The sequence below is a fragment of the Aquimarina litoralis genome (assembly GCF_039523995.1).
Taxonomy (GTDB): Bacteria; Bacteroidota; Bacteroidia; order Flavobacteriales; family Flavobacteriaceae; genus Aquimarina; species Aquimarina litoralis.
In genome coordinates this window covers 2,005,574-2,026,331 of the sequence record NZ_BAAAGE010000001.1, presented here as the reverse complement: position 1 = coordinate 2,026,331, position 20,758 = coordinate 2,005,574, and the positions used below count along the sequence as shown (strand labels likewise).

The window sequence follows — 20,758 nt, the reverse complement described above, 5'->3', positions numbered from 1 at the left end:
CAAGTGATGTCTTAGCTATAATAAATTATTTAAATGGTTTAAAAACTATAGGTAGCGGTTAGGAAAAATCTACGTGGTAGAATTGGCCTTCCAAAGAAAAATTCTCCATCTGCCGATTGTCCTGCAATTCCCGCTCTAGGATTACCTTCGGTCAGTCCATCGCTATCGAACAAATTAAATACAGAAAGTCCAACTCTTATGGAGTTCGTATTTTGTGTTTCGAACGTATACCCTCCTCCAATTCTTACTATAGAAATAGCATCTAATTCTACATTATTAGAGTCATCTGTAAATTTAGCTCCAGTATGATTTAGAGTAAAATTGGCATCAATCTTTGAATTGTCATAATTGACTCCCAAGCTTCCTAAAAAGTTAGGTTGTCTACCGATTTCATTTCCTTCATTAATAGTAGATGTAGTATTATTTACTAAGTCTGTTGTTTCATTTTTAGTAATCTCATGATTCTGATAGGTAAGTGTCGCATTAATAGTAAGGTCATCTATCAATCGGTATTGCCCTGTAGCTTCTAATCCAAAAGTTCTGGTTGTTTGTTCACTTCTAGCTTGGTCTACTAATTGTCCACCAGATATAGCTTGATCAATTCTGATACGATCACTTAGGTTTACAAAGTAACCCGCTACCGAACCGGAAAAAGCGCCTGTTCCAAATTTAGCTCCTAACTCTCCCTGGATAATTGTTTCTGCTTCATAATTCGTATCCCTAATACCTGGTGTAGGTGCAAAACCTCTTTGCTGTGGAAAGAAAAACCCTCTAGAAAAATTCGCATAGAGATTAGTAGACTCTGTCAACTCATATAATCCTGCCAAAGAAATTGCCCAGGCCGTATCATCAATCTCCCCAGTTGTAAAACTTCCATCTGCAAAACTTACATTTTGTAAATCTGCTGTTAACTCAGGATCCTCGTATACCTGTGTTTCTTCTAATCCTCCTCTTCTGAAAGTACCTTTTGTATTTTCGATACGAAGTCCAACATCAAAACGCCATTTATCAAATACCATTTCGTCTGTAAAATAAAAAGCAGTTCTACTTTGTGTTAGAAAGTTATTGGCAGTCATACCTATTCTGTTATACAAGCCTCCATCAGAATAAATCACATTACCTCCTCCTGCATCCGTATAACTTAAATTTACCAATCTCGGATTGTTATTAAATTCAGAAAGAACTCTGTATTGAAAATTCACATCTTCGGCTTCAGTTCTTCCAAGAAAAGTCCCTAATGTAAAGGTATGATTTCCATCTCCTGATTTCAGTATTAGGTTTGCTTCTCCAGAATAATCGGTCATCGGTCTTAAACGATCTACATGCAGATTTTCTACCACCAAATCGGTTCCATTAATCTGCTCTCCGGATCCACCTTGATAGGTAGCATTAAAAGCTGTATTTCCAGGAGCGATCTCGGCCACATAATTATCTAATGTGATTGGATTTCCAAAATTACCATTACCTCCTACATACAAAGCAAAATTGTGCTGATAATTAGCATACTTTGCTTTCGCTTTAAACTTCAAATTATCGGTTAGGTTATAATTAAAATCTGCTAAAAGGTATCCTCCACGAGTAAAAACACCATCATCGATAGGACTTTGATAAACGCCTCCTGGTGTTAGAAAAGAGGTATTTGCTAGTTCTCCTGATAAAAGTTGTTCTACTTCATCTCCGTCATTTCCTCTAATACGCTCTCTAGATCCTCCTTGCAGCGGCAATGGTAAAAAGAATTGCGCTCTATCATTGATAAATTGTCCATGTACTGTAAAAGAACCATTTTCAAATTTCTTTTTGATATTCGCTCTAAACTGCACTCCTCTGGTATCTAATCCTGTTTCAATAGGACCATTATCTTTTCTTACAAAACCTGTAAAGGCGTAATAAGTGTTAGCATCTTCTCCGCCTAATCTTCCTCCAGTATAAAAGTCTGTTTTTAATCTTCCCCTATTTCCATATTCAACATTAATTAAAGTTTCATCATTAGTATCACCTGTTTTACTTGTATAGTTTATAATACCAGCAACCGATCCAGCACCATATAATACGGCAGCACCACCACGCACAAACTCTACTCCTTTGAAACCAATATCTGGTCTGGCATACACATCATGCGCAGAAGAATTCAGACCAAAGGTGCTGATTAAAGGCATTCCATCATACTGCAATGGATTAAATACATATTGGCCTCCAGAGGGAAGTCCTCTAACAAATAAGTTCGTCGCGGTTTCTCCTCCTCCACCTTCAGCGGTAATCCCTGGAACATCCCTTAAGATATCTGCTTGGCTATTGGCTGATAACTTTGTGATTTCTTCTATTCCTTTAGAGCTAATGGATAAAGGTGCCTGCTTTTGTGATCTAAACGTAGAAGAGGCAGTAAGTACAACTTCATCTAGGGTATTACCTTCCTCTAAAGTAATTTGAAGTGTTATCGGTGTTCCATTAAGTTCAATAGATTCTGTATGGGTTTTAAATCCCAAAAAAGAAACCTGTATTTTCTTAGAACCGGTAAGGTTTGTAGAAAAACTGAATTTTCCATCAAAATCTGATACTGCTCCTGAATTACTATCTAAAATAGTGATGTTCGCTCCTAAAAGAGGCACACCTGCGTTATCTGTAACAGTTCCTGAAATCTCTGTTTGCGAGAATACTACTATTGTGTTAAATGTACACAGTAATAAAGTGATAGCTTTTTTCATTATAAATGTGTTTATGTGAAATATGATTTAAATTTATTGCTATAATCTTATAAAAAAGACTAAAAAATTATCATTTTTGTATGCAAACGTTTTCGCAAACGTTTGCATTTTGATTCTATGAATTCCACATTATGAAAAAAGAAATCACCACTATGAAAATGTTAGCGCAGGCTTTAAACCTCTCTATTTCTACAGTTTCTAGAGCGCTAAATGACCATCCTGATATAAGTGAAGAAACTAAAATCAAAGTGAAACAGCTTGCACAATCCAAAAACTACATCCCTAACATTTTTGCTAAAGGATTTAGAAAACATAAATCAAATATCATTGGTGTAATTGTACCTAACATTACTCATTATTTTACTGCAACAATCGTTAGAGGTATTCTAGAACAAGCTTCATTACAAGGATACCGTGTTATTATATCAGAATCCAACGATGATGTCAATAAACAAAATGAAATGTTTCATACCATGATACAGTTTGGCGTAGATGGTATATTAGCTTCTTTAACTAAGATGACTAGAAACATAGAAAATATTTTACCTATTATAGATACACTTCCACTTATTTTATTCGATAAAGTCTCTGATAAAATTCCTTGTACTCAGATAACCATCAATGATGAAGAAGCTGCTTTTAATGCCGTAGAGCATCTCATTAATATTGGCAAGAAAAGAATTGCAATCATTAAAGAAAGAGAATTCTCATATACTTCAGAAAAAAGATATGCAGGGTATTTAAGAGCCTTAAAAGAACATCATATTGAAGTGGATGAAAAAATAATCATTAGTGTTGATGACATCTCTTTACAACAAGGAAAAAGAATGGCCAATATTTTATTGAGCATTAAAAAAAGGCCCGATGCAATTTTTGCCATAACGGATAGTGCTGCTATCGGTGTCATACAAACTCTAAATAAGTTTAATATTAAAATTCCAGAAGATATTGCTGTAATTGGTTTCAGCAATTCTAGAAACGCAACCATAATCAAACCCAATCTTACCACAGTAAATCAACCAGGGAATACTATCGGAAAAACGGCTACGAAATATCTCATCCAGGAAATTGAAAACGAAAATGATAACGATGTGATTGTAAAAAAAACTATCGAAATCAAAACAGAATTGATCGTTAGGGAATCAACTTTTAGTGTATCCTAAAAGTCATTTCTATTTGAATAGACGCAAATCAACTATACTATTTAGATTATGTGTATTTTTATTTTCAAGGATTTTTAAAAACTAAGATCTACAATTTATGTATTCTTATTACAAGATTATCTTTTTGTTTTTATTGCTTGTATCTATTCCGAAAAGTATACAAGCGCAACAAAACGTTATTGATAGTCTGAAAAATGAATTAAAAATTCATCTTCAAAAAGATACAATTCGTGTAAGAATACTAAATAATCTAGCCTATTACAACTATCGAAACAACCCAACTAAATCTTTAGAATATGCTGAATTAGCCGGAAAACTAGCTAACGAAATACAATCCACAAAAGGAAAAGCTCGTAGTTTTTATATGAAGGGAATCTCCTATATGGAACGAAGTAATTACGAGATAGCTATTGGAAATTATGAAAAAGCTATAGAACTATATCAGGCGATAGGTGATTTAAGAGGATTAGCAGGTTGTTATAATGCAATGGGAGTTTTAAATAACTACAGAGGAAACCTTCAACCGGCTTTAGAATATTTTGAAAAAGCTTTAGAAATAGATCAGAAACTTGGTGAGAAAAAAAATCTAGCGAATTATCTTTATAATATTGGTAGTATTTTTTCCAGTACTGGAAAAAACGAAGAAGCGCTTACCAATTTTCAAGAAGCATTACAGCTATATACCAATACCAAGAATCAATATGGTATTATCACTTGTTTAAATGCAATTGCTATTGTATATCAAAATCAAGGAAATTACCCTCTTGCCCTAGAATACCAAAACAAATCCTTAGAAATTGCCGAAAAAAATAAAGATTACAGCAGCATTTTCAAGTCTTTTAATAACATTGGTAACATTTATAGGCAACAGAAATTGTATGATAAGGCATTAAATTTTTACAATCAGGCACTGGCAATAAAAAATAGTAATAGTGATACCAGAAGTATTTATGCTATTAAAAATAATATAGCCGCTATCTTTATTGATAAAAAAGAGTTTGCGAACTCAATCCCTTATTTCACAGAGGTTATTGAATTTAGCAGAACGATTAAAAATAATGAACAGTTAGCAATTAGTCTTAATGGGTTAGGACATGCTTATATAGGAATTAAAAACTATCCAAAGGCTTTAGTAAATTTTCAAGAAGCACAGAAAATAACTAAGATTAGTCAAAAGCAATATGATTTAACTGAATCTTACATTGGTATGTCTCTGACATATTACTATATGAAAAAATACAAGTTAGCTTTAACTAATGCTGAAAAAGGGGCTCAATTATCCAAAAAATATAAATTCTTAATTCATGAAAGAAATGCTTATGAATTACTTTCCAAAATAAACAAAGAATTAGAAGAGCACGAAAAAGCATATATCAGCAACCAACAACTAAAAGTACTCGATGATAGTCTTTACAACAGGAAAAACATTCAGAAGATGACAGAAATAGAGTATGAATACAAATATAAAAACGAATTAGAATCCGCTGAAAAAAGAGAACTCAAACTTACACAAACTGTAAAAACCACTACTAACGATTTAGAGAAATCGCAACGAAATTCCTTTATAGCAGTTATCATCATTCTATTAATATCCATCGTTTTGGGAAGTATTATCTTCATTTTGAAATTGAGACACGTAAATGCTAAAAATCAAAATATCTTAATCGAGCAAAAATTATTAAGATCTCAAATGACTCCTCATTTTATTTTTAATTCATTGTCCGTTTTACAGGGGATGATTTTGGATAAAGAAGAAAAAAAATCAATTACTTATCTATCTAAGTTTTCAAAACTAATGAGACTCATCTTAGAAAATTCCAGAGAAAAAACAGTCTCCCTTTCAGAAGAATTAAAAGCTGTAGAAAACTATTTGGCACTTCAAAATCTACAAAATTTTTTATACCAATATAGTGTAGATGTCGAAGAAACTATTGACCCTTCTGAATTTCAAATTCCACCAATGTTAATCCAACCATTTGTGGAAAATGCGATCGAACACGCTTTTGAAAATCAACCTAAAAAAAGAATCATTGAAGTAGAAATACTATATAAAAATGAAGATCTGATTTGCAAAATTATAGATAATGGGATAGGAATCGATGCAAAAGAACCAAGTACAAAACAACATAAAAATTCAATATCCACTGCCATAACCTCTGAACGATTGAAGATGCTCTCCAAAGAATTCAAAAAACAAGGTTCAGTAGTGATAGAAGATCGAAAAAAATATAATGAGCAAGGAACTATAGTTACTTTAGTTATACCTTATAAAACAGTAATAGACTTATGAAAGCACTAATAGTAGAAGATAAAGAATTTATCAGAAAAGGCTTATTAAACCTATTACGACTTATCGAAACACCTGTAGAAGTCATTGGAGAATGCGGATCTGTGAAAGATGCAGTAGTTGTGGCCAATGCATGTAAACCAGAACTGGTTTTTCTAGATATTAATCTTACAGATGGCACTGGATTCGATTTCTTAACACAAACCGAAAACTTATCATTTAGAGTTATTTTTATTACTGCGTTTGAAGAACATGCATTACAAGCCTTAAAATTTGGTGCTGTGGATTATCTTTTAAAACCAGTTGACATCGAAGAATTGGAAATAGCACTAAAGAAAGTTACTAAACTGCCAATCAACACCCAAAAGGAACAGTTAAAAATTGCCAAAGATGCTTTAAAAAATGAGTACTCCAAAATCATACTTTCGTTACACGATAGCTTTCAAGTTATAAATCTAGAAGAACTTTTGTTTTGTGAATCAGACAAAGGATATACCACTTTCTATTGCGACAATAACAAAAAATATGTGGTTTCTAAAACTTTAAAAGAGTTTGAGGAACGTCTTTTACAGACTCATTTTACCAGACCACATCAATCATTCATTGTTAATTTAAATTTTATCGACAAATACGATAAGTCAGGTGTTATCTATCTGAAAAACGGAAAAAAGATACCAGTATCCACTCGAAAAAAAGAACAGTTCCTAGAGCTATTCTTACGCTGGAATAAAAGTTAACATCTCACATTTACAGATTTTTTATAAGAATCCACACTTATAGATTCTAAAGCAGCGAAAATAGATTCTCTATTTTTTAACGCAACTCTACACTATACTTTTAGCAGTGTTAACCTAAAATAACACTACTATGAAAGTTATATACAATGCAGCCATCATCATTTCTATACTAACAATAATCATCTCTTGTGGATCTGGAGATGAATATACTACTGATAAAAAAGGTTTTGCTGCCATAGAAAAAGAATTAAAAAACAAATTTGGAGACAATGCTTACTTCACCGAACTATCTATCACCCATAATACAGCTGTTGGAAATATTGTAGGTGTTACAGTTACTAAAGCACCAGAATCCTTAAAAATGGGACATTGGAATTTATTACAAACCAATTGGAAACAAAACTCTGAAATATCCTTAGAAGTACCAGAAGGAAGTAAGGCAGCAGACTTTATGTTTCAATTAGATGACAAAATCAATCTACCAAAACTAGGCGAATTGGTTGAAAAATCCAGTATCCAATTGCAAAACGAAAAAGACATTAAAAACCCTTTGCTAAACATAGCTTTTATAAAGTTTCCTAAAAATGGAGATGCTTCTAAAACAGAATACCACGTGAATCTAAAACCCAAAGATGGGGATACCAACTTTAGATTCAACTATGATTTAAATGGAAACCTAATCGAAATGGATTATTAAAATAAACTCAAAATGGAAAAAATAATTACACCTAAAAATGAATACAACTCTTTAGATGCTTTGTATGAAGTTATAAAGACGATATCTGCACTTAGTATCACCAAAGAATACGACTCTTGGGAAGTACGGAGAGATTCAAATGGACAAATGGCGCAATGCATTGTAGTCAAAAAAAGTGCAATGCATGCCATTAAACTCTACTTAACAAACACTAATGAAGTTAAAATTAATTATATTATACCAAACAAAATGATGCACGCATATTTTGGAAAAAGTGTGAAAGTAAGAAGAGATATTATCGAAATACTAACTGGAAAAATAAAAGATATCATTCTTGCTCCTTCTCAGAAAAAGGTTTTTGAAGAACTGCAAACAATTGTATGTAAAGTAATAACTTAAATTAACTTATAATAATGTGCAATTGTTAAATCGTTTTTACAAAAAATTGAAAAATTACCTATACATAAATTAATGAAGATATTTAAACAAATAATAGCATACATTTTTTGGACAATTATATCCATAATGTTAGGTATTTGTTATATGAGAATTCTTGTCGGCCCCTTTAAAATTACAAAAGAAGGAATAGGATATATACTATACATCTTCTATAACTTAGAATTATTTTATGTGGGACTTGCTGTGGGTATCGTTATAGCACTCTTTTTCATCCTATTCGATGTTTTTTATCTAAAAAAGAAATTACAAAATAATAAGAACGCTATGTTAGTTCGAGTGGTATTGCTCTTTTTTATCGCAGCAATTGTGGCAGGCACCCACTTTTTATTAGAAAAAGTAATAGATGTCATCTAAAAAAATGAATACAGAACAACTTAAAAAAATACTCTTGGAACACATTAAACAAGGGAATTGTTTTACGAAAGAAGTTCGTGATATTTTGATGAATTATAAAGATAATGGTGGAACACAAAACAAAGTTGTAGCATTATTAAACCAAATAAAAACAGAAAATCCTGACAACCTATCTATCCAGGATGGAGCCGATGATGTTTTGGATATAGCCACTGGTTATTGCGGATCTTCCATGCGCGTTTGGGAATAAAAAATAGTGATATGAAATTACAACCTCTAAGAATACCAGCAGGATGGAAAGTACATTGGAATTTGTTTTATGAGCAAGATATTAATGAAGAAAATTGTTTGTATGAGTTTTCGAGTTCAACTTTATTATCGATTTCTAATACACAAACTAATAAAAACATAGAATTGATATGGTATCCAAAAGGTGATATTAATGGCTGCTATATTTTAGAAGTTTATCACCTAATCGAAAAATATAATGCTAAAAAGAAAATAACCGAAAAAGTACCAGAAAATTTAATCCCAGAATTTTCTTTTGAAAGTAAAAGCAGACAAGAAATAGTAGATAAAATCGAAACCTTAGTATTAGATCAGAATAAAGCGAAAAAGCGCTAAAACAACAAAGAAGCATCAGATGGAAATAATACTAATTTTATTTGTGATCGCACTAATCATGACATCTCTGTTTTTAGTGTATCGATTATTCAAATGGTGTTTTGCCAAAAAACTAAGAGCAATCATAATATCATCGATAGTTGTATTCATATGCCTAAGTTTTGTTATCCATAGAATGTTTTTTGTAAACATGGAATTTATTCAATCTAAAGTATATCCAGATTTATATTTGGTGAAACACGCGGTTGAAGAAAAAGATAGTTTACACAAGGCTATTAAAAAGGTTGTGAGACAAAATTTAATAGAATATCACCAAAAAACAGATTTTAAAGATAGTTTTCAGTATTCCTTGCGTTTTTATACATACTATAAAAATTGGAATCCCCTAACTTTTGGAGACTCTGGAACAGCATATTTCATAGATAATGAAGAAGATCTTGGAGGTATGGTTGTTGAAGACTTATCCATGTATCCGCAATACAAACTTGCGATATTTACAATGACAGATTGTAAAAACACGAATACAAGCATTTGTGGAAAGCTAGATTATTATGAGAATGGATATGTATTGAAAACTGATATGATAAAACATAATTTCTAGGGACTGAGAGTAAAATTTTAATAAAAGCAAAAGAAACCAATTCAATAAACAACCATGTACGATGAAAACTATTTATATACTATTCATATTTCTAATATTAGGTTGTACGGATGAACCAAAAGAAAAAACAAAAACCGAGAGTGGAGTTAAAGACACACTCCTGGAAAAAGCTCCCATAACAACTATACAAAAATCATTTACAGATACCACTTTCCATAGCACTATCAAAAATTTATCTATAAGAAAAACACCCATTGTTGATAGGACAACCTTTGACAGCTATAAGGATGATTTCAAGATTTACACTAAAGAAGAAGTAGCGGCTTTACAACTCGATAAAATATATCCTAATTTTTATAAAGAAGGATACAATTATAAAGCGACTCCTTCTTATAAACTAGAATTTTCAGAAGAATTTTATTCAGCAGTGATTGTCATTTTTAAGGGAGAAAATGAAATGGAATCGCAGCTTATTAATTATGATACAGATGGAAACATCATAGATGCTAAAGTAATCGCTTATGATGAAACTGCTGAAGGAGCTTTTCAAAGAAAGTCAAAAATTGAAAACAACATCATCACCATCACCTATATAGATTGGATGGATGAAAAGAAAGAAACCATCGAAGTTTTTGAAATAACTAAAAATGGGAACATTAAACCAGTAGTAACAAACTCAATTAATACAACATCACAAGAATCTGAACTTTTTGAAAAAGTAGTACAACAATTAGAATTAGAAAAACCTAGAGTACATTTAGAAGGAACGAAAATTAGTTCCGTTGGTATTAACGAGATTATTATGGTGTTATCTGAGCTTGCTGAAGGATACGATGATGGTGATGAAGTCTATGGATTAAATAGTCATATTGTTATTGTAAACCCTAAAAATGGTAAGGTTATTAAAAAATTCTCTGAAAGTTCAAAAACAAATGGCTGGTTTTCGGATGCTGTATTTATTGATGGTATTTCTATAGATACGACGCATTATAAATTATCCGAATCAAAAAGTGCTTTTGGTGTTCTACTAAAACACAGAACACAATCACAACCAAATCCTTATAATACCTCCACATTATCTCTTTTCATGAAAGATGATTTTGGTATCCAAAAAATATTAGATAATTATACCATTTACGAAAGTATCGGAGAAGTCAATCTTAATGCATGCCATGCTGAATTCAGTATAATCGATAATTCATTGGTTGTTGACAACGCTAAAACTAATGAGCTTTTTGACTTAGTAATTAAAACTAAGAATACACAACGAATTTTTGCCGAAGATAAAAATGGGGAATGCAATCCAAATGATTCTATTCTTTCTCAGAAAGATGTGGTTCTAAAATTTGATGGAAAAATCTATAAAGAAATTAAAAAATGAAGTTAAGTGAATCCTTTAGCGGAGCCTTACGAACCTTTGCTTATTTTATGGCAAGCGGTACGTATTATCAATTGAAAGATATTGATTACCTTAAATTATACGGAGAAGAACCAAGCGCTATAGAACAAGCATATGCCATATTTGCTAATGTCATTGAATTAGATTCAGAAGGCAATGTACTGAACGCAAAATATGCTGAAAAAAGGGCCGTAGACTATATTCGATCCTATTGTGATCCAAATTTCAAAGTAGCACCTCCATACGAGGATTGGGAAATCGAATTATATTAAAACAATATCAACAAGAAAAATGAATCTATTGTATATCATTACGAAAAATAAAAACTTCCTTTTAACTATGTTATTAGGCCTATGTTTTTCTTTTGGATTTTCCCAGAAAATGAAAAATCACTTACATAAAAAATTGATCGCAAAAGTTGGTGGTATCTATGAGGAAACTCCAGATGATAACCCTTGCACTGGAAGTGAAATCTATTTAATACTTCAATTCGAAGAAACACAAATACATATATCCGAAATGGAAATATCCTCTTGTAATAAAGAATCTAATCACAAAATAGGAACCTATAATTGGAGACTAGCATCTAATGATACTATACATGTGGATTTTATTGCAAAGGAAATAGAAAACACATATGCAAACCTATTACAATTAAAACTAAAAGATGAAAATATCATAGGAAACATTACACACCAAAACGGAAAAGTAGTAGCGTACATTTTTAAAGAAGCGACAGCATTATGAAACCGGAACATCCAAAAGATAACATACGATTTGAAGATGAGGAAGAGATCGTAATCTTTAACCATTATTCTTTCTGCGAACTGATTAAACATATCATGGTACACTATGGAAAAGTTACGTATGCCAAAGCTCAGGAAAAATTAGATGCTTCTTTTTTAAAAAAAACTCCTCAATCTCGCACCGAAGTAGAGCTTTTAGGACATGAGTTAGAATACCATTGGGCTATGGATTGTCTTCATGGTCATATGTATTGGTTAAAAGGAATTCCGAGTGATTTCAATGATTTTAAAGAGGAGTACCTTTCTTGGGAAAAGGACATTATAAAAAAACATAACCTTAAAGAGTCTTTCGAGTATTATGAAACCAAATAAGAAAAATCTTCCATTCTTAGTGATCTTTTTGTTGCTTACTGCGTCTTGGCTGATCTATAACCAATATAGAGCTTTAAAAGAAGTTAGAACGTATTACAGTCCTGATGGGAAGTATCAATTAGTTATTACTAAAGAACCGAATATTTTTTCATCTACCATGCCCGGTGATGGAGGCACAAGTTCTGAAGTTACTGTTGTCTTAAAAGATGCTAAAGGTACTATCATTGGAAAAAGTAGTGACAACGAAAATTGTTCTGTATTACTTTTTAGTGTAGATGTAACTTGGGATCTTGAAAACATGGAGGTATCCTATGCAAAAGCACGAACGATTAATCTAAAAACAGGTGAAGTACAGTGTTAATAGTAAACGAGATTAAATAACTAGCAATGGAAAAAGGTTGCAAAATAGCAGATGCTATGAATACATATAATTTGGCACTAAGCATTGTAAAATCCAAAGGTTATAAAATATTTGTGCTTCCACATGCGAATGAAGAGAATTTTGATTTTTGGGCTATTAAAGGTACAAGGCAATTTGCAGGAGGTGATCCATTACGTCTATTAGGATTGATTAGTATTTGGGAAAATACAGGAGACGATTGGCAAAAACATATGCCAGAAGAAGATATTTATGATCAAATTTTGTCACGAGCATTTCCTGATAGTGCAGAAGATTTTGATCAGTTAACAAAAGAAGATTTTAACCAACTAGTTATTGATTACAAAATATTTTTCCATGAAATTTTAGACAAAAAATTTCCTGAAGATCCAACCAGACAAGAAATGTTCGACTTGATCGATTCGTTTTACAAAGAATAATATGTTACTAGATAAAATGATGTTTATAAGAGTATTTACGATAACCATATGCATATTAACTTATGTGAGCGGGAATGCACAAAACGATTTTTTCGTCACTGCAAAAAACGGTTTAAATGTACGTTCCGAAGATAATTTATCTGCAAAAAAAGTGGCTAAGATTCCCTATGGAGTTATAGTTCAGAAAATAGCTGATACTGATAGAGAAATGACTATTATCGATAATGGAATAGAAATAACTGGGAAATGGGTTAAAATAAAGTACAATAACTATCCGTATATCATATCTAATGAAAGTGATACCTATGAAAAAGAAGGATTTGTTTTTGATGGATACCTAAAAAAAAATGAAAACGATGCCATTATTACCTCATCAAGAATACCTAAAACCGAATATGATGAATTGTTTAAAAAGGCTTCAAAACCAATTGAAAAATCCAAAAAGATTGGTGATTTAGATTCGATTAAAACGATATTAAAGAATCGAGTAGAATGGGTAACACAATTTGAGAATGAGGACTACAAAAGAGAGGATCAAATCAAAAGTATCACCATTAGTAACGGACAAAAGCTTATACTAAATGAATTCTTCTCTGAGGAAATTGGCTTTTCAAAAGGATGGTCTGGATATTATCCAGCATATGATATATTAGTATTAGAAGGAGGACATACAAGTGATAGAACGTTTTCGATTAAAACTGGCGAAACAGAAGGAACCATTGGAAACCCTGATTACTTTGTGCATTCACCTCAAAAAACTATTCGTTTAAATGGAATTTTTGGTGGACAAGAATGTATCTCCTACTTTTTTCAAAGAAAAGTAAAAGGAGAATTTGAATACCTCACTGCATTTGATATGATTGATGATCATTGTATTATTAAAGAGTTTTATTGGATAAATGAAACTTCCTTTATATACAGAACAAAATATTACAGTACAGATGAAATTCATGGAGAAACAAACTGTTTTAAAGGGCAAATAAAGTTGAAATAAGAATGAGTTCTCTCCAAACATCAAAAGTTTTTAAATGACGAAAAGATTGAAAGCTGAAAAACACCAACAAAGATTAGGAAGAGAAATTGCTCTAAAAGCAAGCTTTATGAATGCCACAAAATGGAAAGCTTTATTCGCTATATTGAAGGGTATACACTTTCAATTTGAGTGCAAAGTGAAACTACTTTTAGATGCTAAAATTAGAACATTCTCCATACCTAACCCTAATAATTTGATTAAAGAAAAATATATAGAAGAATATTGGGGTGTTTTCGAATTGAGAGAGATTGAATGGATATTAATTTCATTAAAAACTGAATTTCAAAATATTGAAGAATTAGAACAAAAGCTTCAAGAAGGGAAGCTATTTGAATATGAAACATCTAAAGCTGAATTAAAAATCTATGGATATAAATAAAGAAGCATGAACATAAAATTACAAATACTTTTTCCTATTATCGTTGCTTTGAGTATTTGTCTAAATGCCTGCAAAGACAATTCCGAAACTTCCGAAAAAAACATCACTAATCCAGAGCTAACAAAAGAACAAACAAAAAGTGATAGCTTGACCAATGATCAACCAGAAAAAAAAGAAGATAAGCTTACACTCCTTTCTAACAAACTGAGGCCCAAAGAACATCTTGAATTAGGTAAAACCTACACTGATACAATTCGTTTTATAAGCTTTGATGACAACTATGATTACTGGTATTTTTTAGCAGAGAAGAATAAGGATACGATAGACATATCCTACACTATTGATGGTATTTCTCAACTAGCTAAAGGAGATACATTAGAAATCCAATGGGAATTAAAAATCTTAGAAGAAGCGGGAGATCCGGAAATTACGTACACAAAACCATTTTTGATCTCATTCAAGAAAATCAACTCTGAACAATTCACCAATCAAAAAATAAAAGTTTTATGGAGAGAAACATTGTATGATGAAGCGCTAGGAACGGACATCAACACCATTGTTTTAAACGATGAATATCTTGGGAGGATTACCGAACCCGAAAGAGCTGCTTTGGGATATATTACAACCTTCATCGGAAATGAATGCGAATGGGATGGAAAAGCAAATGAAGACAGAAGTAATCTTAACTGTAAATTATTAACTCAGTTAAAACTAGGATATCAATGTTCAAAGAAACATCTTGGATTTTTGAGAACATGGTTTTCAACAGATACCTTAGCATTAAAAAAATTGCAAAGCTGCCCGACAATCCCAAATACCGCAACCATACAAACAACTTTTGATGAGATTTATATAACTACAGATAGAACAGAGCAAATCATAAAGATAGCTTATCAATTTACAGGCATCAATACACGAAGAGAAAGTGTAAAAGAAAATATGTATACCGATATGTTTTCTTATAATGACCAGAATATTACTTTAATATCTTCTAAAAAAACCAACAATTCCTTTGTTATTTCTTGTGGTTCTGGTTGTGCCATGACCTATTCTGAACACCAAATAGTATCCAACCCAGATAGTGGTAAGGTAACCTTTAAAGTAGAAATGTTTGTAAACGAACAATTGTCTGATGAATATTATGAAACCTATATCTATACCTGTGATGAATCGATAGATAAAACCATGATTAAATTAGAAGGAACAAAAAACTTTAGCATAGAGATCTTACACGAAGATATGCAAGAAAAATTAAAATCATATGCATCAACGTTCTGCAAGAAATGAAACTTATTATTCATGACATAGCGAAACAACAGATGGCAGAAATTAAAGTAGAAAGCCGTACGGATAACCTAGTACAAGGAATCATACTTTCTCATTCTTTTGACACTGAATTACTCAGTATCATAACCCAATTTGAGGATCTGGTCAATAATTTTGTTGTCGGAGAAGTATTAGATGAAATCACAGAGAAACTAGATGCATATAATTGGAGAGTTGAAGATAAAGATTGGGTTATACATGATTTTCAAATCTTTGATTTCAAGCACATTTCTTTTAGAATAAAAGATACGACTGTTTTTTCTACTACTGATTTCATTGCAGAATTGAAGTTTTTCCATCCTAATGAAGGTGGCAGAAAAACCGCAGTAACATCGGGATATCGACCTCATATAAAATTTAATGAATATCCAGATCATATAACTACTGGGCAGCAAATCTATGTAAATCAGGACACCGTTCAACCCGGAGAAAAAGGGGTGATGACCAAAATTTCTATTGTCAATAAAGAGATATTTAAAGGAAAGTTGTGTAAAAACGTATGTTTTATATTTTATGAAGGAAAGCATCGGATAGGTTTTGGAAAAATCACAAAAGTTCTCAACGACAATTTAAAAGTAAATTGGGATACCATTAAAAACAATCATACTATCGTTTATCCTGAGAAGGATATTGCTATGTATACCTTGTCTAATCCAGAAGTAAGCAGACTTTGCTGGACAGATATTAGTTATGCTTTCTACAAGTTTAGAAGCATCTGTAAATATCATTTTGTCATTCAGTCGGAAGAAGTTGATTTACGAACAATGCGCTTTAATGATGTCGAAGCATATTTTAAAGAAAAACTTCGTGAAGTATGCGTAGCGCATATAGTAATTATAAAAAAAGCAGATAGAGGTTTTGAAACCAAATACAAAGGCTTTAAAACTGATATCTATGTAGATAATTTAGAAAAAGCAACCAAAAGACTACATCAAATGCAAAATGATACTTCTCGAATTTTTGATTTCGAGTATACCGTTTCGGAAGATGATAATTGGACTGATTTAGGAATGCTTTTGTATTAACCATTACCAATACATATTAATTTATGAATTTAGAAGACATAAAAAAAGAAGCCGCCGCATACAGATATAAAGATGTAAAATCTCTTTCTGAAAAAGTTACAGAATTGAAAAACAAAGGAGTTTCTTTTTTAGGATGTGTAGCTTTTGTACAAACCAATCAAAATATTCCTTTAGATAAAGCTAGAGAACTAACCGTGAGTTTAGACACTTATAATGAAGAAGAAAAAGAACGAATAGAAGCAGCATACCAATTAATGTTAAGTGAATTTAAAGAGGAAGAATAAAGCTTTATTTTAAAATAAAAAGCAATTGACAAAAGAAAGCAACATAAAAGTTTTAGATTGTTTCAAAGTACAAGATGCATATCACTTAACGTATGAATCTGAAAAGGTTTTGACGTATAACAACTTTGATATATTGATGGCGAGAGATTCTCAAAATCAATCTTTTATCATTACGTTAAAATCTATAGAAAAGAATGTCTTAGAAGTCTATATGAGTGTACAGTATGAAAAATCAATAGTTGGTAATGTAAAAGCTCAGTTGCTTTTTTCTCCTTTAACTTCTATTGAAGGAGCTTTAGAAGTAATTAAAATCACAAAAATGTTTCCTGCTTGTCATTATGATAAGATTATAGCATTTCAAGAACAAAATAACGACATCATCTTAGTAATTGAGCTCATTCATGTAAACAAGAAAATGAAACTAACATTATGTGGTATAAAAGAAAACCAACTAACGGATTATAAAGAAAACAACACCATACTCCAACTCGATTTTCGGAATCATCAAGATGGGATTGAAGTTGAAATTGATAGTATGGAAGGATTACATGGTACCATAATTTGCAGCAATGTAAAAGCTGAATTCGTGTCTGATGACTTAGGATACTAAAAGAGAACCCAATATTACATTCGAAATAACAAATGAACAACCCAGTACAGTATATAGAAGAACAATTAGGGATTACTCTAGAAAAATATGATTATAAAAAGGAAGATCAGATGCATACCTATAGGGTTTGGCAAAAAGATCAAACCCTACGCGAACTGGTCATACAAGACATAGTTATTGAAAATATTAATGTGTTACATCCATTATCAGAACATTTACATACCATTAAACTAATCAATTGTACGGTTCATAATATAGTGGCTATGTATTCTTTTAGAGGGTTGTGCAACCTTACATTGGATAACGTTATCATCAATGATCTAGATAAATTATACCCTCTTACACATCATGAAAATTTCGAAGGTTGTTTACGACAAGTAAACCTGCTAAACATGGAATTGACACATTTAAGCATGTTTTTTCCATTAGCGCTTCAATTAGATCATGTATTTATATCCAATTGCACACTTCATAATTTCTATGAGGTCAATTTATTTCCTAAACTATATGATCTGCGCTTAACCAATGTAAAGATCAAACCGTCTGAAAAAGATGTCATCTATACACCTCAAGCCGACAGAAACTTTACCTGGTTGTCGCTTACCAAAATGGAATTCGAGGATATTGATATTTTTATCCCAATAGCTGAAGGAGTTAGTGGAATCCACCTAAATAACTGTCAAATAGGAAGTATTACAAGTCTTACAAAATTGCCTTATTTAGAAGTGTTGGAAATGGATTCTAAAACCAGAATTATTGATAAAAAACTTCCTTTGAATATATCTTCCGCATTTCATATTAAAGAATGCACTGTAGGAGAAAGTCATGTAAATAAAAAAGCAACATTCGATCTAAACAATCTCCTATCCTTAGCTCCTTATATTCAGAGCATCAGTTTTTCTCAATATGTGAGTCATATGAACGATGCTCTAATTTACTTTTCAAATGTCGATAAATTAGTATTTCATTATAGTTCTGTTTTTTTGGAAGATTTCATTCCCATAGCTTCTCAAATAAAAACCATGCGATTTGAGCAATCTGGATTTACAGATAGTTCAGTACTAAAACATTTTAGCGCATTAGAGCAATTAGAATTTTCGATAGATCCACATCAAAAGGGTTTACAAGATTTTAAAAAATTAAGCCCTTTAAAACATCAATTAAAAAGATTAGACATTGATGAAGATAATGTTGAGAATATTGAAGTTATTAAGGACTTTACCGCGTTAGAATCCTTAAGGCTTTGGGAAGTAACATCTCTACAAGCTTTGCAAAACATTTTGAGTTTATCAAGCCTATCCAAACTCTTTGTTTGGGTGAGTATTGAACCTGAACTGACTGAAACTATTACTCTTTCGCTAAAAGCGTTACAAAACATTAAAGAACTAAGTTTTAGTGGAAGTGATAGCTATAAATTTATTGATACAGCGTTTCTAAAACAACTAACAAGTTTAACTCTTTTAGGAGATTGTAAGATTTCCAATATGAGCACCCTACAGCAACTAGAATATTTAGAAGTAGGAGAAAGTATTGATGTAAATACCTTACCTTCTATTCCATCTTTAAAAACATTGAAATTAGAAGTAATACCGGATTATGAAATTTACTCATTAGCACATTTTTCCGAATTTAGAACATTTAAAAATTGAAAATACTTCTAAAATACATTTGAAAAATTTACCGAAACTAAAAATATTATGTATTCAATGTAATGGTGACACTATATCAGAGGATGCATTTGATGGAACTCCAAATTTAGAACAGCTAGACCTTAGTGATTCCTCTTTACATCATCTAAAAAGTTTAAAATCATTACAAAAATTGAGAGTATTAGATCTATCCGGAAATTATTTGGAAAATATAGAAGGATTAAAACATTTACAAAATTTAGAGCTTCTTAATTTACATGCCAATGAACTTAAAAAGGTTGATGTTTTAAACAAATTGTCGAGTATCAAAGAAGTAAATCTATCTGGTAATAATATTGAAGACGAAGCCTTTTTAGATCAGTTAGAGAAACCAGAAATAGCTGTTTTTATGGGAGTTCCCAGATCACCATTTTACATTTGGGGAGATCGACATCATAAATTAGAATAGGATTTCAATCCGCAGATATCAATTCATACTCAACGAATATTGATTGACTATTTCATCTATATACGTGCTATGCGTACCTTAGTACAAAAGAATAATACTGATGTTTTAAGTGACATGCAATTACCAACACCCATAGATATAGATCTGTTAGAGTTTTTTAAAACTGGAAAATTCGATTGTTTACAATTAGGACAAACCAAAGAATGGATTATCCATAATTTTCCAGATCCAGATGATTATGATGCTGATTTCCTAACGGAAAAAGTAAACATTTGGACCTATGGAGGTATCGAACTACATTTTAAAAATAAAGAATTATATCTCATATTTTCTGATCATTGGTATGAAGGTAAATTAGAAAGCAGTCATCAAATACAACTTAACAAATGGGTTTTTGAAGATATCGATAAATTAAACCTTATGTATATGATGACTGAACTAAACCGACACCATATTGACTTTAAAAAGAAAACAGATGAACTGGGAGTGCTATTGCGATTGAATAGTGGTATAGAATTAACTTTTGATAATGTAGATGATGTAGAAGACTTAGATACCAATGATTTTCATTTGACATCATTTAGCTTGGTAACAGAAAATCCATATCGCTGGAAAAAGCTAAAACAAAAGTAATTATGAATATCAGGGAACGCTATACGGAAATCATCAACGGAATGAAGTCCGAAGATCGACTCGTACAATGGGAAACCATGGTAAAATGGTGTTCACTATGGATTGAAGTTGAAAATAAAAAATTTCAACCCTTATTAGATCTAATATATACGTTTAAAACCATAGAATTTTGGAATATGTATTACCCAAGTCAATCGCATAATTCTTTAGGGCTTTCATTAGGTAAAAATTATGACGAAAGATGCCGTTTGCCAATGGTATATATAAATTATAATTCAACAGATCATCGATTTGCTATTCAGTATCAAAAAGTGCAAGCTGGAGAAACCATAAGAGAAGTGTAAGGTACGCAACTTTCCTTCGTAGAATTTCAAAAAATAACAGATTGGTTAACTAGCAAAAAAGAAAAAA

27 protein-coding genes are annotated in these 20,758 nt (G+C 31.5%); 25 read left to right on the top strand and 2 right to left on the bottom strand.

The genetic code is table 11. The features are described 5' to 3' along the window. Window positions 1-38 precede the first annotated feature (38 nt). Window positions 39-2,702, bottom strand: a complete 2,664-nt coding sequence (locus tag ABD077_RS08280; RefSeq protein ID WP_343911853.1) for a TonB-dependent receptor — start codon at window positions 2,700-2,702, stop codon at window positions 39-41. 131 nt (window positions 2,703-2,833) lie between these two features. Here ABD077_RS08280 and ABD077_RS08275 point away from each other — a divergent pair, with 131 nt between their 5' ends. The 8 genes from ABD077_RS08275 (at window position 2,834) to ABD077_RS08240 (ending at window position 9,023) form a co-directional block, all read left to right on the top strand. Continuing rightward, window positions 2,834-3,865: a LacI family DNA-binding transcriptional regulator gene (locus ABD077_RS08275; RefSeq protein WP_343911852.1), complete on the top strand. Its 1,032-nt coding sequence runs from the start codon at window positions 2,834-2,836 to the stop codon at window positions 3,863-3,865. A 97-nt stretch (window positions 3,866-3,962) separates the two neighbouring features. Continuing rightward, the gene (locus ABD077_RS08270; protein WP_343911851.1) at window positions 3,963-6,155 is read left to right on the top strand and encodes a tetratricopeptide repeat-containing sensor histidine kinase; all 2,193 of its coding nucleotides are present in this window, start codon (window positions 3,963-3,965) and stop codon (window positions 6,153-6,155) included. Beyond that, window positions 6,152-6,889, top strand: coding sequence for a LytR/AlgR family response regulator transcription factor (locus ABD077_RS08265; RefSeq protein WP_343911850.1), 738 nt, complete (start codon window positions 6,152-6,154; stop codon window positions 6,887-6,889). Before ABD077_RS08270 ends, ABD077_RS08265 begins: the two co-directional genes overlap by 4 nt. Before the next feature lie 130 nt (window positions 6,890-7,019). Beyond that, window positions 7,020-7,586, top strand: coding sequence for a hypothetical protein (locus tag ABD077_RS08260; RefSeq protein WP_343911849.1), 567 nt, complete (start codon window positions 7,020-7,022; stop codon window positions 7,584-7,586). Window positions 7,587-7,598: 12 nt separating this feature from the next. After that, window positions 7,599-7,985, top strand: coding sequence for a hypothetical protein (locus ABD077_RS08255; protein ID WP_343911848.1), 387 nt, complete (start codon window positions 7,599-7,601; stop codon window positions 7,983-7,985). Between the two features lie 72 nt (window positions 7,986-8,057). Beyond that, window positions 8,058-8,399, top strand: coding sequence for a hypothetical protein (locus tag ABD077_RS08250; protein WP_343911847.1), 342 nt, complete (start codon window positions 8,058-8,060; stop codon window positions 8,397-8,399). Then, on the top strand, window positions 8,389-8,649 hold the full coding sequence (locus tag ABD077_RS08245; protein WP_343911846.1) for a hypothetical protein: 261 nt from the start codon (window positions 8,389-8,391) through the stop codon (window positions 8,647-8,649). Before ABD077_RS08250 ends, ABD077_RS08245 begins: the two co-directional genes overlap by 11 nt. Before the next feature lie 11 nt (window positions 8,650-8,660). Further along, a complete protein-coding gene (locus ABD077_RS08240; RefSeq protein WP_343911845.1) occupies window positions 8,661-9,023 on the top strand; it encodes a hypothetical protein in 363 nt (120 codons plus the stop codon). 15 nt (window positions 9,024-9,038) lie between these two features. On the opposite strand, the gene ABD077_RS08235 is transcribed toward ABD077_RS08240, so the two are convergent. Beyond that, entirely contained in the window at window positions 9,039-9,173 is a 135-nt protein-coding gene (locus ABD077_RS08235) for a hypothetical protein (protein WP_343911844.1), read from the bottom strand. A gap of 40 nt (window positions 9,174-9,213) precedes the next feature. Here ABD077_RS08235 and ABD077_RS08230 point away from each other — a divergent pair, with 40 nt between their 5' ends. The 17 genes from ABD077_RS08230 to ABD077_RS08150 all read left to right on the top strand — a co-directional run bounded on the left by ABD077_RS08230 (window position 9,214) and on the right by ABD077_RS08150 (window position 20,691). Then, entirely contained in the window at window positions 9,214-9,624 is a 411-nt protein-coding gene (locus tag ABD077_RS08230; protein WP_343911843.1) for a hypothetical protein, read from the top strand. Between the two features lie 61 nt (window positions 9,625-9,685). Continuing rightward, complete coding sequence (locus ABD077_RS08225; RefSeq protein ID WP_343911842.1) at window positions 9,686-11,005, top strand: PA3715 family protein; 1,320 nt, start codon at window positions 9,686-9,688, stop codon at window positions 11,003-11,005. Next, window positions 11,002-11,295, top strand: a complete 294-nt coding sequence (locus tag ABD077_RS08220) for a DUF7677 family protein (RefSeq protein WP_343911841.1) — start codon at window positions 11,002-11,004, stop codon at window positions 11,293-11,295. Before ABD077_RS08225 ends, ABD077_RS08220 begins: the two co-directional genes overlap by 4 nt. Window positions 11,296-11,404: 109 nt before the next feature. Further along, entirely contained in the window at window positions 11,405-11,770 is a 366-nt protein-coding gene (locus ABD077_RS08215) for a hypothetical protein (RefSeq protein WP_343911840.1), read from the top strand. After that, a complete protein-coding gene (locus ABD077_RS08210; RefSeq protein ID WP_343911839.1) occupies window positions 11,767-12,141 on the top strand; it encodes a hypothetical protein in 375 nt (124 codons plus the stop codon). The genes ABD077_RS08215 and ABD077_RS08210 overlap by 4 nt, the downstream gene beginning before the upstream one ends. Then, window positions 12,128-12,502: a hypothetical protein gene (locus tag ABD077_RS08205; RefSeq protein ID WP_343911838.1), complete on the top strand. Its 375-nt coding sequence runs from the start codon at window positions 12,128-12,130 to the stop codon at window positions 12,500-12,502. Before ABD077_RS08210 ends, ABD077_RS08205 begins: the two co-directional genes overlap by 14 nt. Window positions 12,503-12,528: 26 nt before the next feature. After that, window positions 12,529-12,960: a hypothetical protein gene (locus ABD077_RS08200; RefSeq protein ID WP_343911837.1), complete on the top strand. Its 432-nt coding sequence runs from the start codon at window positions 12,529-12,531 to the stop codon at window positions 12,958-12,960. Between the two features lies 1 nt (window position 12,961). Continuing rightward, window positions 12,962-13,954, top strand: coding sequence for an SH3 domain-containing protein (locus ABD077_RS08195; protein WP_343911836.1), 993 nt, complete (start codon window positions 12,962-12,964; stop codon window positions 13,952-13,954). Between the two features lie 34 nt (window positions 13,955-13,988). Beyond that, the gene (locus tag ABD077_RS08190; RefSeq protein WP_343911835.1) at window positions 13,989-14,372 is read left to right on the top strand and encodes a DUF6678 family protein; all 384 of its coding nucleotides are present in this window, start codon (window positions 13,989-13,991) and stop codon (window positions 14,370-14,372) included. A gap of 6 nt (window positions 14,373-14,378) precedes the next feature. After that, on the top strand, window positions 14,379-15,659 hold the full coding sequence (locus tag ABD077_RS08185; RefSeq protein ID WP_343911834.1) for a hypothetical protein: 1,281 nt from the start codon (window positions 14,379-14,381) through the stop codon (window positions 15,657-15,659). Continuing rightward, window positions 15,656-16,723, top strand: coding sequence for a hypothetical protein (locus ABD077_RS08180; protein ID WP_343911833.1), 1,068 nt, complete (start codon window positions 15,656-15,658; stop codon window positions 16,721-16,723). Before ABD077_RS08185 ends, ABD077_RS08180 begins: the two co-directional genes overlap by 4 nt. Window positions 16,724-16,746: 23 nt before the next feature. Next, the gene (locus ABD077_RS08175; RefSeq protein WP_343911832.1) at window positions 16,747-17,007 is read left to right on the top strand and encodes a hypothetical protein; all 261 of its coding nucleotides are present in this window, start codon (window positions 16,747-16,749) and stop codon (window positions 17,005-17,007) included. A 25-nt stretch (window positions 17,008-17,032) separates the two neighbouring features. Further along, complete coding sequence (locus tag ABD077_RS08170) at window positions 17,033-17,617, top strand: hypothetical protein (protein WP_343911831.1); 585 nt, start codon at window positions 17,033-17,035, stop codon at window positions 17,615-17,617. Window positions 17,618-17,649: 32 nt separating this feature from the next. Further along, window positions 17,650-19,266, top strand: a complete 1,617-nt coding sequence (locus tag ABD077_RS08165) for a hypothetical protein (protein WP_343911830.1) — start codon at window positions 17,650-17,652, stop codon at window positions 19,264-19,266. 19 nt (window positions 19,267-19,285) lie between these two features. Continuing rightward, window positions 19,286-19,714 (top strand): leucine-rich repeat domain-containing protein, encoded by a 429-nt coding sequence (locus tag ABD077_RS08160; protein WP_343911829.1) that lies wholly within the window; start codon window positions 19,286-19,288, stop codon window positions 19,712-19,714. Between the two features lie 69 nt (window positions 19,715-19,783). Beyond that, the gene (locus tag ABD077_RS08155; protein ID WP_343911828.1) at window positions 19,784-20,347 is read left to right on the top strand and encodes a hypothetical protein; all 564 of its coding nucleotides are present in this window, start codon (window positions 19,784-19,786) and stop codon (window positions 20,345-20,347) included. Between the two features lie 2 nt (window positions 20,348-20,349). Then, entirely contained in the window at window positions 20,350-20,691 is a 342-nt protein-coding gene (locus tag ABD077_RS08150; protein WP_343911827.1) for a hypothetical protein, read from the top strand. Window positions 20,692-20,758: the final 67 nt, after the last annotated feature.

Coding starts and splice junctions, on each gene's coding strand:
- ABD077_RS08225 (WP_343911842.1), top strand. CDS start 9,686: ATGAAAACTATTTATATACTATTCATATTTCTAATATTAGGTTGTACG.
- ABD077_RS08280 (WP_343911853.1), bottom strand. CDS start 2,702: ATGAAAAAAGCTATCACTTTATTACTGTGTACATTTAACACAATAGTA.
- ABD077_RS08230 (WP_343911843.1), top strand. CDS start 9,214: ATGGAATTTATTCAATCTAAAGTATATCCAGATTTATATTTGGTGAAA.
- ABD077_RS08270 (WP_343911851.1), top strand. CDS start 3,963: ATGTATTCTTATTACAAGATTATCTTTTTGTTTTTATTGCTTGTATCT.
- ABD077_RS08175 (WP_343911832.1), top strand. CDS start 16,747: ATGAATTTAGAAGACATAAAAAAAGAAGCCGCCGCATACAGATATAAA.
- ABD077_RS08245 (WP_343911846.1), top strand. CDS start 8,389: ATGTCATCTAAAAAAATGAATACAGAACAACTTAAAAAAATACTCTTG.
- ABD077_RS08165 (WP_343911830.1), top strand. CDS start 17,650: ATGAACAACCCAGTACAGTATATAGAAGAACAATTAGGGATTACTCTA.
- ABD077_RS08180 (WP_343911833.1), top strand. CDS start 15,656: ATGAAACTTATTATTCATGACATAGCGAAACAACAGATGGCAGAAATT.
- ABD077_RS08235 (WP_343911844.1), bottom strand. CDS start 9,173: ATGAATACAACTATCGATGATATTATGATTGCTCTTAGTTTTTTGGCA.
- ABD077_RS08155 (WP_343911828.1), top strand. CDS start 19,784: ATGCGTACCTTAGTACAAAAGAATAATACTGATGTTTTAAGTGACATG.
- ABD077_RS08260 (WP_343911849.1), top strand. CDS start 7,020: ATGAAAGTTATATACAATGCAGCCATCATCATTTCTATACTAACAATA.
- ABD077_RS08195 (WP_343911836.1), top strand. CDS start 12,962: ATGTTACTAGATAAAATGATGTTTATAAGAGTATTTACGATAACCATA.
- ABD077_RS08265 (WP_343911850.1), top strand. CDS start 6,152: ATGAAAGCACTAATAGTAGAAGATAAAGAATTTATCAGAAAAGGCTTA.
- ABD077_RS08250 (WP_343911847.1), top strand. CDS start 8,058: ATGAAGATATTTAAACAAATAATAGCATACATTTTTTGGACAATTATA.
- ABD077_RS08215 (WP_343911840.1), top strand. CDS start 11,405: ATGAAAAATCACTTACATAAAAAATTGATCGCAAAAGTTGGTGGTATC.
- ABD077_RS08240 (WP_343911845.1), top strand. CDS start 8,661: ATGAAATTACAACCTCTAAGAATACCAGCAGGATGGAAAGTACATTGG.
- ABD077_RS08185 (WP_343911834.1), top strand. CDS start 14,379: ATGAACATAAAATTACAAATACTTTTTCCTATTATCGTTGCTTTGAGT.
- ABD077_RS08190 (WP_343911835.1), top strand. CDS start 13,989: ATGACGAAAAGATTGAAAGCTGAAAAACACCAACAAAGATTAGGAAGA.
- ABD077_RS08220 (WP_343911841.1), top strand. CDS start 11,002: ATGAAGTTAAGTGAATCCTTTAGCGGAGCCTTACGAACCTTTGCTTAT.
- ABD077_RS08255 (WP_343911848.1), top strand. CDS start 7,599: ATGGAAAAAATAATTACACCTAAAAATGAATACAACTCTTTAGATGCT.
- ABD077_RS08275 (WP_343911852.1), top strand. CDS start 2,834: ATGAAAAAAGAAATCACCACTATGAAAATGTTAGCGCAGGCTTTAAAC.
- ABD077_RS08210 (WP_343911839.1), top strand. CDS start 11,767: ATGAAACCGGAACATCCAAAAGATAACATACGATTTGAAGATGAGGAA.
- ABD077_RS08205 (WP_343911838.1), top strand. CDS start 12,128: ATGAAACCAAATAAGAAAAATCTTCCATTCTTAGTGATCTTTTTGTTG.
- ABD077_RS08150 (WP_343911827.1), top strand. CDS start 20,350: ATGAATATCAGGGAACGCTATACGGAAATCATCAACGGAATGAAGTCC.
- ABD077_RS08200 (WP_343911837.1), top strand. CDS start 12,529: ATGGAAAAAGGTTGCAAAATAGCAGATGCTATGAATACATATAATTTG.